The organism is Azospirillum sp. (assembly GCF_035628975.1).
Classification (GTDB): Bacteria; Pseudomonadota; Alphaproteobacteria; order Azospirillales; family Azospirillaceae; genus Azospirillum.
The window spans coordinates 29,563-45,263 of sequence record NZ_DASPIS010000047.1 but is presented as its reverse complement, the minus strand read 5'-3'; the positions used below and the strand labels follow the sequence as shown (position 1 = coordinate 45,263).

At 67.5% G+C, this 15,701-nt stretch carries 10 protein-coding genes; 4 read left to right on the top strand and 6 right to left on the bottom strand.

The window, feature by feature from the left end:
- Positions 1-47 precede the first annotated feature (47 nt).
- From VD964_RS10290 to treS, 5 genes are all read right to left on the bottom strand, one after another.
- The gene (locus tag VD964_RS10290; RefSeq protein ID WP_324868233.1) at positions 48-1,121 is read right to left on the bottom strand and encodes a response regulator; all 1,074 of its coding nucleotides are present in this window, start codon (positions 1,119-1,121) and stop codon (positions 48-50) included.
- Positions 1,122-1,279: 158 nt separating this feature from the next.
- Positions 1,280-3,418 (bottom strand): glycogen debranching protein GlgX, encoded by a 2,139-nt coding sequence (glgX, locus tag VD964_RS10285; RefSeq protein WP_324868231.1) that lies wholly within the window; start codon positions 3,416-3,418, stop codon positions 1,280-1,282.
- Between the two features lie 138 nt (positions 3,419-3,556).
- The gene (locus tag VD964_RS10280; protein WP_324868229.1) at positions 3,557-5,017 is read right to left on the bottom strand and encodes a hypothetical protein; all 1,461 of its coding nucleotides are present in this window, start codon (positions 5,015-5,017) and stop codon (positions 3,557-3,559) included.
- Positions 5,018-5,290: 273 nt separating this feature from the next.
- Positions 5,291-7,579: a 1,4-alpha-glucan branching protein GlgB gene (glgB, locus tag VD964_RS10275; protein ID WP_324868227.1), complete on the bottom strand. Its 2,289-nt coding sequence runs from the start codon at positions 7,577-7,579 to the stop codon at positions 5,291-5,293.
- A 340-nt stretch (positions 7,580-7,919) separates the two neighbouring features.
- The gene (treS, locus tag VD964_RS10270; protein ID WP_324868225.1) at positions 7,920-11,297 is read right to left on the bottom strand and encodes a maltose alpha-D-glucosyltransferase; all 3,378 of its coding nucleotides are present in this window, start codon (positions 11,295-11,297) and stop codon (positions 7,920-7,922) included.
- Between the two features lie 303 nt (positions 11,298-11,600).
- Here treS and VD964_RS10265 point away from each other — a divergent pair, with 303 nt between their 5' ends.
- From VD964_RS10265 to VD964_RS10255, 3 genes are all read left to right on the top strand, one after another.
- Positions 11,601-12,509, top strand: a complete 909-nt coding sequence (locus VD964_RS10265; protein WP_324868223.1) for a glycosyl transferase — start codon at positions 11,601-11,603, stop codon at positions 12,507-12,509.
- A 90-nt stretch (positions 12,510-12,599) separates the two neighbouring features.
- Positions 12,600-12,767 carry a hypothetical protein gene (locus VD964_RS10260; RefSeq protein WP_324868221.1) on the top strand — a complete coding sequence of 56 codons (168 nt, stop codon included), beginning with the start codon at positions 12,600-12,602 and terminating at the stop codon, positions 12,765-12,767.
- A 9-nt stretch (positions 12,768-12,776) separates the two neighbouring features.
- A complete protein-coding gene (locus VD964_RS10255) occupies positions 12,777-13,367 on the top strand; it encodes a hypothetical protein (RefSeq protein WP_324868220.1) in 591 nt (196 codons plus the stop codon).
- 8 nt (positions 13,368-13,375) lie between these two features.
- On the opposite strand, the gene VD964_RS10250 is transcribed toward VD964_RS10255, so the two are convergent.
- Entirely contained in the window at positions 13,376-14,857 is a 1,482-nt protein-coding gene (locus VD964_RS10250) for a PLP-dependent aminotransferase family protein (protein WP_324868219.1), read from the bottom strand.
- 121 nt (positions 14,858-14,978) lie between these two features.
- Here VD964_RS10250 and VD964_RS10245 point away from each other — a divergent pair, with 121 nt between their 5' ends.
- Positions 14,979-15,656, top strand: coding sequence for a pyridoxamine 5'-phosphate oxidase family protein (locus VD964_RS10245; protein ID WP_324868217.1), 678 nt, complete (start codon positions 14,979-14,981; stop codon positions 15,654-15,656).
- Positions 15,657-15,701: the final 45 nt, after the last annotated feature.

Genomic DNA, 15,701 nt, shown 5'->3' with positions numbered 1-15,701 from the left:
GTGGCGTCAATGCAGACCGGCGGCCTATGCCATCGGCGCCTCCCCCGTCACCCGGCCGGAAGAGCGGATGCCGCCAGCCCTCCGGCACCCGGTGGCGGGGCGGAGGAAGAGGAGGTGGAAGCGTCGTCGGCGGGAACCGCCGGCAGGGCGGCGGCCGCCTTGGCCTGGGCGATCTGCTCCAGCCGGCTGCGGTAGCCGGTGACGGCGGCGGACACCTCGCGCGTCATCGCCTCCAACGGACGGTCGGGATCGACGGCCTGCATCAGGGCGCGCGACAGGGCCTGCAGCTGCTCCCGGTCGTCGACCGGGACCGGTCCGGCTTCCGCGGCGGTGCGGACCTTGTCGGCCAGCGTCTTGATGGCGCGGGCCACCGCCTCCACCGGGGCGTGGTCGCCGTCCTCGCCCAGCCGGCGCAGAAGGTCGTCCAGGAAGCCGCCGATGCGACCGACATGGTCGATGGCCATGCGGTCCGGCGCCGGCCGTGCCAGCCCGTCCAGGGCGAATTCCACCAGGAAGGCGACCTGGATGCTGGCGCGCAGCCGCTTCTGGGTGGTGACGGTCGAAATCGCCTCGTTCAGCAGCATGCGGGCGGCGGACTGGGTCCACTGGCCGACAGCCTTCAGGCGGAGCGTGTTGGGGGCGTCCAGAACCGGCACCTGTGCGCCCTCGCGCGGGGATTTGCGGCGGTCGGGGCCGGTATAGTCGGCGGTGACGACGAAGCCCTTGCGCGCCTCGATCAGGCTGACGATCCGGTCGCGCACCTGCTTGGGCGACACCGGCTTCATCAGCAGATCGTCGCCCCCGACATTGGTGACGCGGGTCAGCAGCGCCGGGGTCGGCGCCCAGGTGGTGACGATGACGCAGGCGAAGGGGTTCGGCACGGCCGGTTCGTTGCGCAGGGACCGGATGAAGCGGAAGGCTTCCGAATCCTCGCCATCGGCGTCGAGCAGCACCAGATCCGGCATGCCGGCGGTCAGCAGCCCGGCGGCGGCCTTCACCGAATCGAACAGCTCCACCCGGCGGAAGCCCAGGCGGATCAACACGTCGCGGAACACGCGCGCGGTGTTGAGCTGGCTGTCGATGATCGCGGCGTCGACCTGCGAGAAATCGTAATCCGGCATCGCCCTACCCGAAGCTCCGCTGCGATCGTGACGGCAACACGTCCCGCAGGGTAACACGCATTGTCTCCGCCCGTCGCGGTAGCATCTTCACCGGGGAAAATACCATTGGGCAAAGGATCGCAGGGGCGGAGCACGCTCAGCCAAAGCCATACCGTTGCTCACATCCCCGCCTGTTCCACCAGGGTGAAGACCAGCACCGTCCGCCCGTCGACCAGCACCGACCGGCCGGCCAGATGCAGGCGTTCGTCCCCCGCCCCGTCGGCGACGCGGGTGTCGAGCAGGCAGCGCCAGCCCCGGCCGCCCGGCACGTCCGGCAGGGTCACGGTCAGGATGTCGGCATGGGCGTTCAGCACGATCAGCATCACGCCGTCGGACAGCGGCTGCCCGTCCGGCCCGGCATGGGTGCCGGCACGGCCGTTCAGCAGCAGGACGATGCAGCGCGCCTGGGTGTTGCGCCAATGCTCGGCGGTCTTCTCGACGCCCTGGGCATTGTACCAGACGATGTCCTTCAGCCCGTTGGCCGCGGTTTCGCGCCCATGCAGGAAGGTGGGGCGGCGGAGGACCGGGTGGGCGCGCCTCAGCGCGATCAGCCGGCGGACGAAGGACACCAGCGCCCCGTCGCGCTTCGCCCAGTCCAGCCAGGTGATGTCGTTGTCCTGGCAATAGGCGTTGTTGTTGCCGTCCTGGCTGTGCTCCAGCTCGTCGCCGGCCAGCATCATCGGCGTGCCCTGCGACAGCATCAGCGTGGCCAGCAGGTTGCGCTTCTGCCGGGCCCGAAGCTCGTTGATGCCCGGATCGGCGGTCTCGCCCTCCACCCCGTGGTTCCACGAGCAGTTGGCGGAATGGCCGTCGCGGTTCTCCTCGCCGTTCGCCCAGTTGTGCTTGTCGTTGTAGGCGACGAGATCGTGCAGGGTGAAGCCGTCATGGGCAGTGATGAAATTCACGCTGGCCCAGGGCCGGCGCCCGCGCTTCTCGAACAGGTCGGCGGAGCCGGCGATGCGGCCGGCCAGTTCCGGCAGCATGCCGTCGTCGCCGCGCCAGTAGCGCCGCACGGTGTCGCGGTAGCGGTCGTTCCACTCCGCCCAGCCCGGCGGGAAATTGCCGACCTGATAGCCGCCGGGACCGACGTCCCACGGCTCGGCGATCAGCTTCACGTCGGCCAGCACCGGGTCCTGGCGCACCGCGTCGAGGAAGCCGGAACCGGGGTCGTAGCCGTAGGGCTCCCGCGCCAGCACGGTGGCGAGGTCGAAGCGGAAGCCGTCGACATGCATCTCCGTCACCCAGTAGCGGAGGCTGTCCATCACCATCTGCACCACGCGCGGGTGGCTGAGGTTCAGGGTGTTCCCGGTGCCGGTGTCGTTGATGTAGTAGCGCGGGTTGTCCGGCATCAGCCGGTAATAGCTGAGATTGTCGATGCCCTTGAAGGACAGCGTCGGCCCCAGATGGTTGCCTTCGGCCGTATGGTTGTAGACGACGTCGAGGATGACCTCGATCCCCGCCTCATGCAGGCGGGCGACCATCGTCTTGAACTCCGACAGGACGCCGGTGGTCATGTAGCGCGGCTCCGGCGCGAAGAAGCCGATGGTGTTGTAGCCCCAGTAGTTGGTCATGTTGCGGGTGACGAGATGCTGCTCGTCGGCGATGGCCTGGACCGGCAGGAACTCCACCGAGGTGATGCCGAGCGCCCGCAGATATTCGATCACGTTCTGGGTCGACATGCCGGCGAAGGTGCCGCGCAGATGGGCCGGCACCTCCGGATGGCGCATGGTGAAGCCGCGGACATGGGTCTCGTAGAGGACCGTCTCGGTCCAGGGCACCCGGCGGTGGCGGTCGTGCCCCCAGGTGAAGGCGCCGTCCACCACCCGGCATTTCGGCATGCCGCGGGCATTGTCGCGCCGGTCGAAGGATAAGTCCTCCTTGGTCGAGCCGACCCGGTAGCCGTAATGGGCGTCCGACCATTTGAAGCCGCCGAACAGAGCCCGGGCATAGGGATCGATCAGCAGCTTGTTCGGATTGAAGCGGTGCCCCTCCTCCGGCTCGTAGGGACCATGGACGCGGTAACCGTAGAGCAGGCCGGGCCGGGCGTCGGGCAGGTAGCCGTGCCAGACCTCGTCGGTGTGTTCGGGCAGCGTGACCCGCTCCACCTCGCGCTGGCCGGTCTTGTCGAACAGGCAGAGTTCCACCCGCTCGGCATTGGCGGAGAACAGGGCGAAATTGACGCCGAACCCGTCCCAGGTGGCGCCGAGCGGATGGGGCTTGCCGGGCCAGACCGGGGTGCGTGCGGGGGTGGGGGGCATGCGGACTACCGGTGTGGGAAGACGGAAGAAGATGGCGGGAAAACCACAGCCGGTTCAAGCGGATACGCGACCCGACACTGCCGGGTCCCGAAAATTCCGCAGTCAATGGCGCCCGCGGAACGGATCGGCCGGTCCTGGCTAAAGACCGAAATCATGGCGGAGCACTCCGACGCCGAACACGCATTCGGTCAGATGGCGGTCCATGAAATCGGGCTGGTGGAAATCGATCAGTTCCAGCCCGCCCGGCGGAAAGCCCCAGGTGGCATTGTGTGCGATGCGAGCGGGCAGCCAGGGATCCTCCGGCAGGAACCGTCGCTTCGGATAGGATTTCATCAGGAACCGGTACGGGAAATCACGCCGGCCGATGAACAGCGGCGCACAGCCGCCAGTATCGGCCAACCCGACGGGATGGGAATCCGGCTGGATCCAGGCACGCGTCAAGTGGCGGGAGGCCGTCGAGCGGGCGAAGGAACAGATGCCGAAATAAGCCTCGGTATCGAGCGCCCGGCTAAAGCCGCCGTCGACGGGATGGAAATCCAGCCCGGTGAAGCTCACCGCGTTGAAGCCGCTGGCCTCAACCCCGGCAAGGGCCGCCCGCAAGGATGGCCCGAAGCCGGTCGGAGCCGCCCGCTGGTTGCCTTCCAGCAGCAGCATCCAATGGCCTGGGCAGGACATCGCCACATCCTCGACATGATGCCAGAAACTGTCGAGCTTGCCGTCATCGGCGACCCGTGGGGTGGCGATGCGTTCCAACGCCGCCAGCTTTGCCGACTGGCCGACCAGCAATTCATGGGTGCCGTCGGTCGATCCCAGATCAATGGCGTGGATGCGGATGCCGTCGGCGTGCAACCGGCCGACCAACCCCTCGACATGCTCGGCATCGTCCCGGGCCACCAGCACCGCGGTCACCGGGCGCTCCTGCAGGGCCGTCGCGGCCGTCCGGGCATTGCGGTCGATCACCGTCAGAATGGTGTTCTTCGGCCGGCCGCGGTTGTGCGAAGCGGTCAGCCCGGCATACATCACCGGCAGCCCGAAGCGGTCCAGCAGGGCGCGGAACTCCGCCAGAGTCCATTCCCGCACATGGCAGGGGTTGGGCGGCGGCCCGGCATGGCCGGGGTGATGGGTGCGCTCGCGCTCCGGGGTCGAAATCACACAGGCCCGCACTGCGGGCGCAATGCCGGCCAGCACCTTCAGCAGCCCGTCAGGCTGGACCAGATGCTCGATCACGTCGGAACAGACGACGACGGCGCCGGCCAGGATTTCCGGCCCAAGCGACCGCAGGGCTTCGGCCAGCGCCGGCACCTCCTCCCCATCCATATCGACCGCCAACCAGCGGCCGAATGGATAGGTGGCGCGGCAATAATCGATGTTGCTGCCGTAATCGATGCCAACCACCGAAAATCGTCCGGCAAGCAGTCCCAGCTTCTTGGCACCGCCGCAGCCGATATCGATGATCGTGGCGGCGCCATACCGGTCGGCCAGCACCGCGGCCGTGGCATAGACATCAGGTTGCCAGACTACCCGGCTGCCGGCGGTATCCTCGGTGTAGGCGGGGTCGACCCGGTGGCGGTAACCGCTTGCGATGCAATAGTCGTTCATGGGCGCCACCGTGATCCGTCGGGTTGGGTCGATGGAGTCGCGATGGAGGATTGGAACAGGATGGAACATGTTTCCAGCCCCTGTTTCACTGTTCCATCCTTCGTCCCGGCGGAAGAGCGGCGCATCCGGCATTCGGTCGTCTGGCTGGACATGCGGAAGCCTCCTTCATCCGGGATCGGACTTGTCCCATCGGGGATTCTTCCTACCACGGATGGGCGGCGGCAGTAAGCCCGACACGTCAATCCAGCCGGGCCCAGCGCGCCTTCCGCCCTCCTACTCCGCCTTCCGCTCCAAAATCAGCGTCGACAGCGGCGGGATGGTCAGGTCCAGCGAGTGGGTGCGGCCGTGCCAGGGGGTTTCCTCGGCATAGACGCCGCCGCCGGGATTGCCGACGCCGCTGCCGCCGTATTTGCCGTCGTCGGTGTTGATCCGCTCCACATAGCGTCCGGGCAGCGGAACGCCGACGCGGTAGCCGTACCGGGGAATGGGCGTGAAGTTGCAGACGGCGATGACGATGTGCTCGGGGTCGTCGGCCTTGCGCAGGAAGGTGAACACCGAGTTCTCGTTGTCGTTCGACTCGATCCACTCGAAGCCGGACGGGTCGCAGTCGGTCTTGTGCAGCGGCTCCAGCTCGCGGTAGACGCCGTTCAGGTCGCGCACGAGGTCGCGCATGCCCCGGTGCATGGGCTGGTCCAGCAAATGCCAATCCAGGCTGCGCGCCTCGCTCCACTCGCTCCACTGGGCGAATTCGCCGCCCATGAACAGCAGCTTCTTGCCGGGATGGGCGAACATGAAGCCATAATAGGCGCGCAGATTGGCGAATTTCTGCCAGTCGTCGCCCGGCATCTTGTTGATGAGAGAGCCCTTGCCGTGGACCACCTCGTCATGGCTGAGCGGCAGCACGAAGTTTTCGGAGAACTGATAGATCAGCCCGAAGGTCATCTGGTGGTGATGGTAGCGGCGATGGATCGGGTCGTTCTGCATGTAGTGCAGCGTGTCGTGCATCCACCCCATGTTCCATTTGTAGCCGAAGCCGAGACCGCCGAGATAAGTCGGCTTCGACACCATCGGCCATGACGTGGATTCCTCCGCCACCGTCATCGCGCCCGGCTGCTGCCCATAGACCAGCTCGTTCATGCGCTTCAGGAAGGCGATGGATTCCAGATTCTCCCGCCCCCCGAACTTGTTGGGGACCCACTCCCCTTCCTTGCGGCTGTAGTCGAGATAGAGCATGGAGGCGACGGCATCGACGCGCAGCCCGTCCAGCTTGTAATGGTCGAGCCAGAACAGCGCGTTGCCCAGCAGGAAGTTCTGAACCTCCGTCCGGCCGAAATTATAGATCAGGGTGTTCCAGTCCTGGTGGAAGCCCTGGCGCGGGTCGGCGTGCTCATAAAGATGCGTGCCGTCGAAATCGCCCAGCCCATGCGGATCGGTCGGGAAATGGCCCGGCACCCAATCCAGCAGCACGCCCAGACCGGCGCGGTGGCAAGCGTTGACGAAGTCCTTGAAATCCTCCGGCGAGCCGTGGCGGGCGGTCGGCGCATAGAGGCCGATCGGCTGGTAGCCCCAGGAGCCGTCGAACGGATGCTCGGTGATCGGCAGAAGTTCGATATGGGTGAAGCCCATGTCCTTGGCGTAGGGGATCAGCCGCTCCGCCAACTCCTGATAGGTCAGGAAGCGGTTGTCCTCCTCCGGCACCCGCGCCCAGGAGCCCAGATGCACCTCGTAGATGGAGATCGGCGCGGTGCGGTCGGAGGTGGCGACCTTGCGACTCTGCCACTCCTGGTCGCGCCACTCGTAGGACGGCAGGCCGTGCACGACCGAGGCTGTGGCCGGGCGCATCTCCGCCTGGAAGGCGTAGGGATCGGCCTTGGCCGGCATCAGGTTGCCGTTGGGACCACGGATCTCGAACTTGTAGCGCTGGCCGGCATGGGCGTGGGGGACGAAGATCTCCCAGACGCCGACCTCGACGCGCCGGCGCATCGGCAGGCGGCGGCCGTCCCAGTTGTTGAAGTCGCCGACGACGCTGACACTGCGCGCGCTCGGCGCCCAGACGGCGAAGGACACGCCGGCGATGCCGTCGACCTCGCGCGGGTGGGCGCCCAGCTTCTCGTAATTGCGCAGGTGGGTGCCCTCGGCCAGCAGATGGACGTCCAGTTCGCCCAGCATGTTGCCGAAGCGGTAGGCGTCCTCGAACTCCTGGGTTGCCAGCGGGTATTGGGCGCGCAGGCGGTAGCGGAAGCGTTCCGTCCGGTCGGGCATCACCGCAAGGTAGAAGCCGTCCTGGTGGATGCGCTCGGCCTCGCCCGCCGGTTCGCCGGTGGCGCTGTCGATCACCCACAGCCGCTCGGCGCCGGGCACGAAGGCGCGGACCTCCACCGGGCGGCCGGGTGCCTCCTGCTGCATGCCCAGCACGGCGAAGGGATCCCCATGGTCGGCCCGCGCGACGGCGTCCGCCGCCGCGCGCAGGACCTCCGCCCGCCGGTCGGTGGAGCGCTGTTCGTTGGAACGGCTTTCGGAGACGCCGGTCTGCGCCTGGTCCTTGCGGGTGTCCGTCGTCATGTCGCTCGCCATTGGCCAAGTGCCCTTCTTCGTGGAGGCCCTATCGTCTTCATGGACCGTTGATCGTTCACCGTCCAGCCGGATCACTGCGTCGGCTTTGCCCCCTCCCTAACCCTCCCCCGCCTTCGGCGGTGGAGGGGACTGCCGCCTCTTCGCATAAGGCACCCTCTCCCGCGTGAGCGGGGGAGGGTCGGGGTGGGGGCCGGTTTGGCACAGTCCGCCTTCGCGGGAATGACCGCCGACGGAGGGCGCATCGTGCAAAGCCCCCCGGTCGCCTTCTCCGGAGGTGAACATACCCGCGGCGGTTTCGTCACACCATGCCCGCCGCGGATTCGCCATTTTACCCCTTCGCGCCCTCTTCCCGAGCATCGTCGAGCAGGCCCAGCACGCCCTTGACCGGGATGCCGATCCAGTTGGGTCGGTTCGCCGCCTCGTAGCCGATCTCGTAGAAGGCTTTTTCCAGCAGGAACAGGGTCAGCAGGCCGCGCGCGGCCTCGTCCCCCACCCCATTCTCCGCCGGCCAGACCGGGCAGCCCTCGATCGCCGTGCGGTAGCCGTCGAGGAAGGAGTCGATGCTGCGGCGTTCCCAGTCGAGGGCGGCGGCCAGCGCCGGGCTGTCACCGCTGTTGGCACCCTCGCCCGCGCTGTCCAGCCGGAACAGCGCCGCCCAGGCGGCATAGTTGAAGGAGCGCAGCATGCCGGCCACGTCGCGCAGGGCGCTGGACTTGGCGCGGCGCTCCTCCAGCGTCTTCGCCGGCTCGCCTTCGAAGTCCAGGATGTACCAGTCGTTCTGCGCCCGCACGACCTGACCCAGGTGATAGTCGCCGTGGATGCGGGTCTTGACGCCGTCGATCCGCATCCCCGCCAGCGCGTCGAGCCGCCCCATCGCCTCGGCCCGGCGGGCCAGCAGCTGTTCGGCGTCGGCGCGCACGTCGGCAGGCAGACGGTCCAGCGTTCCGGGCAGGGCGGCGAAGGCGGCCTCCGCCTGGGCGCGGGCGGCGGCGGCCCAACCCGCCACATCCTCGGCCGAGATCGGCTCCGGATCGAAGGCGGGCTTGCCGGTGGCCTGCGCCAGCGCCCGGTGCAGTTCGGCGGTGCGCTGCCCCAGCGTGGTCATCATCACCAGATGCATGCCGAAGGGCTCGCCCGCCTCCGCCGCGTCCTCGGTGGTGCCGGCGACGCCGAGGCGGATGTCTTCCAGCTGGCGCTCCAACTCCTCCACCGTGCTGGCCCAGCCGTCGCCCTGGTTGCGGACGAAGGCCTGCGCCACCGCCAGCGCGGTCGGCGTGCCGTCGGCCGCAACCTGCTCCACGGTGCCCAGCAGGGCCGGGGTGTTGGCAAAGCCGACCTCCGTCAGGAAGCGGCCCATCTCGACCTCCGGATGCTCGCCCTCCACCAGCCGGCGCAGGACCTTCAGCACGATCTGGCTGTCGACGAGGACGGAGGTGTTGCTCTGCTCCACGCCCAGCCGCCTCACCTCGGTCTCTTCCGACAGCTCGATGGCGGCCAGCGCATCGGTGGCGGTGAAGCGGATGCTGCCGCTGCCGGCCATCCCCGGCGCGGACATCGCCTGCAGCGTCTCGCCGCGCCGCAGCGCCTCGATCAAGGCGAGCGCGAAGCCGTCGGCCTGCACCGCGTCATAGATGGCGCCGGTCCGGGGACCCCGCCGCACCTTGGCCAGCGTATAGGGAAGCAGCGGCCAGCCGGTGCCGCCCGCCCCGTTCTCCCAGCTCATCGCCATCGGCAGGAAATAGCTCTGGTCGGCCGCGTCACCATCTACACCGACTCCACTCAGGCCCACCTGGGTGCGGACCAGCATGAAGCCGTCGCCGGGGCCCGGCAGCTGGGCGGCCATGGTGACGTGCGAGCGGGTGATCCGGCGATCCTTGGCGGAGAACCAGCGCTGCTTGGGCAGGAAGGCCTGCAGGACATCGCGGCCCAGCTCGTCCGCCGCCTTGCCGGTGGTGAGGCTGTGCCAGCCGTCGCGCACCACCACGGTCAGCAGGTCCGGCACCGGTTCCGGCGGGGTTTCATGCCAGGTCGGCAGTTCCGCCTCGGCGGTCAGCGCGAACCAGTAGAAGCCGTAGGCCGGCAGGGTCAGCAGGTAGGGAAGGTCGCCGATCGGCGGGAAGACCGTCCGGCCCAGCAGTTCGACCGGGATGCGGCCCTTCCAGTTTTTCAGGTCCAGTTCCACCGCCTGGGCCGAGCGCGACAGGTTGGCGACGCACAGCGCGATCTCCGACCCGTTTTCCGTCTCCAGGCAGCGGACATAGGCCAGAACCTTGCGGTTGCCGGGATAGAGCAGCGAGAAGCTGCCGCGGCCGAAGCTCTGGCGCTGCTTGCGCACCGCCACCAGCCGCTTCATCCAGTTCAGCAGCGAGGAGGGGTTGCGGGCCTGCGCCTCCACATTGACGGCCATGAAGCCGTAGATCGGGTCGAGCACCGCCGGCAGGTAGAGCCGCGCCGGGTCGGCGCGCGAGAAGCCGCCGTTGCGGTCGATCGACCATTGCATCGGCGTGCGCACGCCGTCGCGGTCGCCGAGATAGATGTTGTCGCCCATGCCGATCTCGTCGCCGTAATACAGCACCGGCGTGCCGGGCATCGACATCAGCAGGCTGTTCAGCAGCTCGATCTTGCGGCGGTCGTTCTCCAGCAGCGGAGCCAGGCGGCGGCGGATGCCCAGGTTGATCCGCATGCGCCGGTCGGCGGCGTAGAAGTTCCAGAGATAGTCGCGCTCGCTGTCGGTGACCATCTCCAGCGTCAACTCGTCATGATTGCGCAGGAAGATGGCCCACTGGCAGTCGGCCGGGATGTCCGGAGTCTGGCGCATGATGTCGGCGATGGGATGCCGGTCCTCCATCGCGACCGCCATGTAGATGCGCGGCATCAGCGGGAAGTGGAAGGACATGTGGCATTCGTCGCCGCCCTTCTCCGGATCGCCGAAATAGGGCAGCACATCCTCCGGCCACTGGTTGGCCTCGGCCAGCAGCATGCGGTCGGGATACTCGGCGTCCAGCGCGGTGCGGATCGCCTTCAGGACGTCGTGCGTTTCAGGCAAATTCTCGTTGTTGGTGCCCTCGCGTTCCTTCAGGTATGGGATGGCGTCGAGCCGCAGCCCGTCCACCCCGATGTCCAGCCAGAAGCGCATGACCTTCAGCACCTCCTCCAGAACCTCGGGATTGTCGAAGTTCAGGTCGGGCTGGTGCGAATAGAAGCGGTGCCAGTAATAGGCGTTGGCGACCGGATCCCAGGTCCAGTTGGACTTTTCCGTGTCGCAGAAGATGATGCGCGTGCCCTGGTATTTCTGGTCGCTGTCGGACCAGACATAATAGTCGCGGTGGTTGGAGCCCGGAGGCGCCTCCCGCGCGCGCTGGAACCAGGGATGCTGGTCGGAGGTGTGGTTGATGACCAGCTCGGTGATCACCCTGAGGCCGCGGTTGTGGCATTCCTCCATGAAGCGCCGGAAGTCGTCCAGGTTCCCGTAGGTCGGGTTGACCGAGGTGTAGTCGGCGATGTCATAGCCGTCGTCGCGCAGCGGGGACGGATAGAAGGGCAGAAGCCACACCGCCGTGACACCCAGATCCTGGATATAGTCCAGCTTCTGGGTCAGGCCGGCGAAATCGCCGATGCCGTCGTTGTCGGCGTCGAAGAACGCCTTGATGTGCAGTTGGTAGATGACGGCGTCCTTGTACCAGAGCCGGTCCTGCCGATCGATCATGGGTCCAGCACTTTCGCAAGCGATTGACGGAACACGTGTCGCGGGAACACGGGACGGAAACAAGCCACCGGGTCGAAGGTTTCACCCGGCAAGCCATCAGGCAACCCCTGACTTCCGGATATGCTCGACGGCGAAAGTCAGGGGCCGCAACGGTTGGACGGGCTTTCGGGCCCACAATCCAAATGCGCAGCAATCCGGACTGGACATGGATTGACGCCGAAGGGTTATCCGGGCAGGGTAGGCCTACATACAACTTTACGCCTAAGGCGTATTGGATAGACCATACTGGGTTCCTTTATCGTCGTGACCGGCGGCGATTCCCGCTACCATCCGCTGATTCGCGAACTGATCGTCTCGCTGCGGGCTTTGAGGCCGGCGGCGGATTGCCCCGTCGGCGTAATCGACGCCGGGCTGACCGAGGAGCAGATCACGGAGCTGAAGGCCCAAGGCGCCGCGGTGGTGACGCCGCCCTGGCCGGTCGGCATCCCGGCGCACAAGCTGCGCAACCGCATCCACCTGAAGGCCAACCTCGCCAAGCTGCACCTGCCGACCTACTTCCCCGGCTACGACACGCTGATCTGGATCGACGCCGACGCCTGGGTGCAGGATTGGGAGGCGGTGGAGATGCTGCGGCGGGGGGCGGCGCTGAACCGCTTCGCCATCGTCGCCCAGTTCGGCCGCTTTTCGGAGACGGAGCTGCGGCTGGACTGGCTGTTCGGCCGCTTCGCCCGGGTGCGGTCCATCCTGTTCAAGAACTCCTGCCGCGCCGGCCTGAGCAAGGCGGAATGCCGCGCACTGGCGACCCGCCCGACCCTGAATGCCGGCGCCTATGCGCTGAAGGCCGACGCTCCCCATTGGGAGGCCTTCCAGCGCTGGCAGAAGCGGGTGCTGCGCAAAGGGCGCCTGTTCACCTCCGACCAGCTGGCGATGGCGGGAGCCATCTATCTGGACGGACTGCCGGTCGAGTTGCTGCCGGAATGGTGCAATTACATCGGCCCCTGGCGCTTCGACCCGGAGCGGGGGGAACTGGTGGAGTATTACCTGCCCAACCGTCGCCTGGGAATCGTTCACATGGCCGGCGAGGACGCCATGCGCGCCGACCCGTCGGTGCTGCGCCCGGTGCTGGACATGCAGGACCGCACGCACCAGATGAGCCTGCGCTACCCGGCCTGGGACCTGCCGGCGGTGGAGCGGGTGGCGGAGGCGGTTTAGCGGTTTGGCAATCCTGTTCGTGCAGTTTCATGTTATCTTGTTGTCAGGTGCCGGTCGGTTTCCAGATGCGACCTGGGTGGAGAAAACGAGATGGCGACCTTCAACAGGGGGACGGCGATGACCGACGAAGATCTGAAAGCGATGAAGGAGGCGATCCGGCAGGCAACGGAACGTGCGTTGGAATCGCCGGAAGCTGCCCGCCGATTCATCGAACGGATCTCCGCTCCTCCGGCAAACCATCAAGGCGACGCAGACTGATCCTGCGCAATGACCGATCTCTCCAATCCGTTCGTTCTCGGCTATCACGGATGCCGAAGGGCAGTCGGTGAGGATATTCTCGCCGGGAGGGTTCCCCATCTGCTGGACAGCAGGAACAAGTGGGATTGGCTTGGGTCAGGAGTGTATTTTTGGGAAGCCGACCCACGGCGGGGATACGAGTGGGCGCTTGACCGCTACGGTGCCAGTGAGGCGTTCGTCATCGGCGCTGTCATCCATCTCGGCTATTGTCTCGACCTGATGTCGCGTGGACCAATCGACCTTCTGAAGCCCGCTTATGAAAGCTTGGTCAGTATCTATGAAAAAGCAGGCACGCCTCTGCCGGAGAACAGGCGCACCATGCGTGGACCCTCCCATGCCCTTGATTGCGCTGTAATCAACGCACTTCACGATTACCGGGCGACCAGTTGGCCGGAACCTCTCCAGCCGTTCAACACCGTGCGTGGCCTATATCAGGAAGAGCCTCCGGTGTTCGATAACTCGATGATCATGTCCAAGACGCATGTTCAGATCTGCGTGCGGACACCCGATGAGAGCATAAAGGGTTACATCCGCGTGCCGGAAAGCCAATACCTGTCGTAAAAACGACCTCACCCGGCCGCCAACCGTGCCAGATCGCGCACCGCTCGGTCGAGCGTCGCCGGGTCGTGGGCGGCGAAGCCCAGCAGCAGGCCGTTGCCGGCGATGCCGTCGGCGGCACGGTGGTAGCTGGACAGGGCCGGCGTGGTCAGGCCGATGCGGGCAGCGCGCTCGGCCAGGGCATGGTCGGGGCAGTCCGGCGGCAGGCGGAGCAGCACATGCATGCCGGCCTCCCCCGCCTCGGCCGTGGCGAAGCCGTCGAAGGCGCCTGCGATCGACTCCAGGATGGCGGTACGCTTGGCGGCGTAGAGGGAGCGCATGGCCCGCAGGTGCGAGGCGAAATGGCCATCGGCCAGGAAACGGTGCAGCGCCGCCTGCGGCACCACGCTGGTTCCGCCGTCGAAATGGCGCCGCGCGGCGCGCACCGGTTCGACCAGATCGGGCGGCACCACGACATAGCCCAGCCGCAGCGCCGGGAACATCACCTTGCTGAAGCTGCCGACATAGATGACCCGGCCGGCGCCGTCCAACCCCTGGAGGGCAGCCAACGGCGGGCCGGCATAGCGGAACTCGCTGTCGTAATCGTCCTCGACGATCCAGGCGTCGCGGGCCGCCGCCCAGTCCAGCAGGCGCAGGCGGCGCGCAAGGCTCATGGTCACGCCCAAGGGGAATTGGTGGGAGGGGGTGACCAGTGCCAGCCGGGCGCCGGCCCCACGGGCCATGCCGGCGGCGACGTCGATCCCCTCCCCGTCCACCGGCACCGGGACCAGCCGTGCCCCGGCCCCCAGCAGCGCGGCGCGGTTGCCGGGCCAGCCGGGCTCCTCCACCCAGGCTTCATCGCCGGGGTCGAGAAGCAGTTGCGCCAACAGCGCCAGCCCCTGCTGCGCGCCGGAAACGATAACGACCTGCTCCGGATCGCAACGGACGGCGCGGACGGCGCGCAGATAGGAGGCGATCTCCGCTCGCAGGGGAGCGTAGCCCAGCGGGTCCGGCTCGGTCGCCAGCGTCCGCCCGCCCTGGCGCCAGCAGCGGCCGAGAAGCTGCGCCCACAGGGCGAAGGGAAAGACGCCGAGATCCGGCGTGCCGAGCGCGAAGGGCCGCCCCACCCGGTCGCGGGCGATGGCCGGCGCCTCGGCCAACACACGGCCGCGGAAGGACAGGCCGACACCCCGGCGGACCTCGTCGCGGGCGGGAAGGCTGCCGGGCGCCGCATCGGGAAGGGAGGCGGCGACGAAGGTGCCGGACCCCACCCGGCCGGTGACATACCCCTCCGCCAGCAGCGTGTCGTAGGCGGTCACCACGGTGTTGCGCGACAGCCCCCAGTCGGTGGCGAGCGCCCGGCTGGGCGGCAGCCTCTCTCCCGGGCGCAGCCGGCCGTCCAGCACCGCCTGGCGCAGCGCACCGTAGAGCTGGCGATGCAGCGGCTCCGCCCCGTCACGGTCGAGCGCCACCGGTCCAAGGCTGGACAGAACCGGAACTGCCGCACGGGCCATGGCGATCCTCCAAAGGGGCAGGCAAATTGGTCCCTATGAAATCGACATTCCGGACCTTTCGAGAGAGCCATTCTGTGGGCAATTCTGGGTCATCGCAACAGTCCCGACCTTGAGCACGACCATGACTAGCCTTCTCGCCGATACCCCCGCCGACTCCGCCACCACCCTGGCCCAGACCCCGCGCACCCGGCCTGTGCGGCTGGGCGACCGCGGCAGCCATGACGTCGCGCTGATCCACGCCATCATCGACGAGGCGCCGATCTGCCACGTCGGCTTCGTCGACGACGCCATCAAGGGCCATGGCGCGCCCTCCCCCATGGTGATCCCGACGGTTCCCTGGCGCGTGGGGGACGAACTGATGATCCACGGCGCATCCTCCAGCCGGATGATCCGACGGCTGCAGGAGGGAGGCGAGGCCTGCATCACCCTGTCGTTGATCGACGGATGGGTGCTGGCGCGCTCGGCCTTCCATCACTCCGTCAACTACCGCTCGGTCATGCTGTTCGGCCGGCCGCGGCTGGTGATGGAGGAGGCGGAGAAGCGCGCCGCCCTGGATGCCTTGATGGAAAAGATCGAACCCGGCCGCAGCGCCAAGGTGCGGGCGCCCAATGTGCAGGAACTGAAGGCCACTTCCGTGCTGGCCTTCCCGATCGCCGAGGCGTCGGCCAAGCGGCGCTCCGGCCCGCCAAGCGACGATCCGGAGGATATGGACCACCCGGTGTGGGCGGGCGTGGTGCCCTTGCGGCTGACCGCCGGGGAGCCGGAGCAGGACCAAGCCCAGGCCCAAACCGGGGCCTGAGAACAGGCGGGAACGGAAAAAGGCCGCGACCGGGGGAACCCGGCG

Coding starts and splice junctions, on each gene's coding strand:
- glgB (WP_324868227.1), bottom strand. CDS start 7,579: ATGACGACGGACACCCGCAAGGACCAGGCGCAGACCGGCGTCTCCGAA.
- VD964_RS10245 (WP_324868217.1), top strand. CDS start 14,979: ATGACTAGCCTTCTCGCCGATACCCCCGCCGACTCCGCCACCACCCTG.
- VD964_RS10255 (WP_324868220.1), top strand. CDS start 12,777: ATGACCGATCTCTCCAATCCGTTCGTTCTCGGCTATCACGGATGCCGA.
- VD964_RS10290 (WP_324868233.1), bottom strand. CDS start 1,121: ATGCCGGATTACGATTTCTCGCAGGTCGACGCCGCGATCATCGACAGC.
- VD964_RS10260 (WP_324868221.1), top strand. CDS start 12,600: ATGGCGACCTTCAACAGGGGGACGGCGATGACCGACGAAGATCTGAAA.
- VD964_RS10280 (WP_324868229.1), bottom strand. CDS start 5,017: ATGAACGACTATTGCATCGCAAGCGGTTACCGCCACCGGGTCGACCCC.
- glgX (WP_324868231.1), bottom strand. CDS start 3,418: ATGCCCCCCACCCCCGCACGCACCCCGGTCTGGCCCGGCAAGCCCCAT.
- treS (WP_324868225.1), bottom strand. CDS start 11,297: ATGATCGATCGGCAGGACCGGCTCTGGTACAAGGACGCCGTCATCTAC.
- VD964_RS10250 (WP_324868219.1), bottom strand. CDS start 14,857: ATGGCCCGTGCGGCAGTTCCGGTTCTGTCCAGCCTTGGACCGGTGGCG.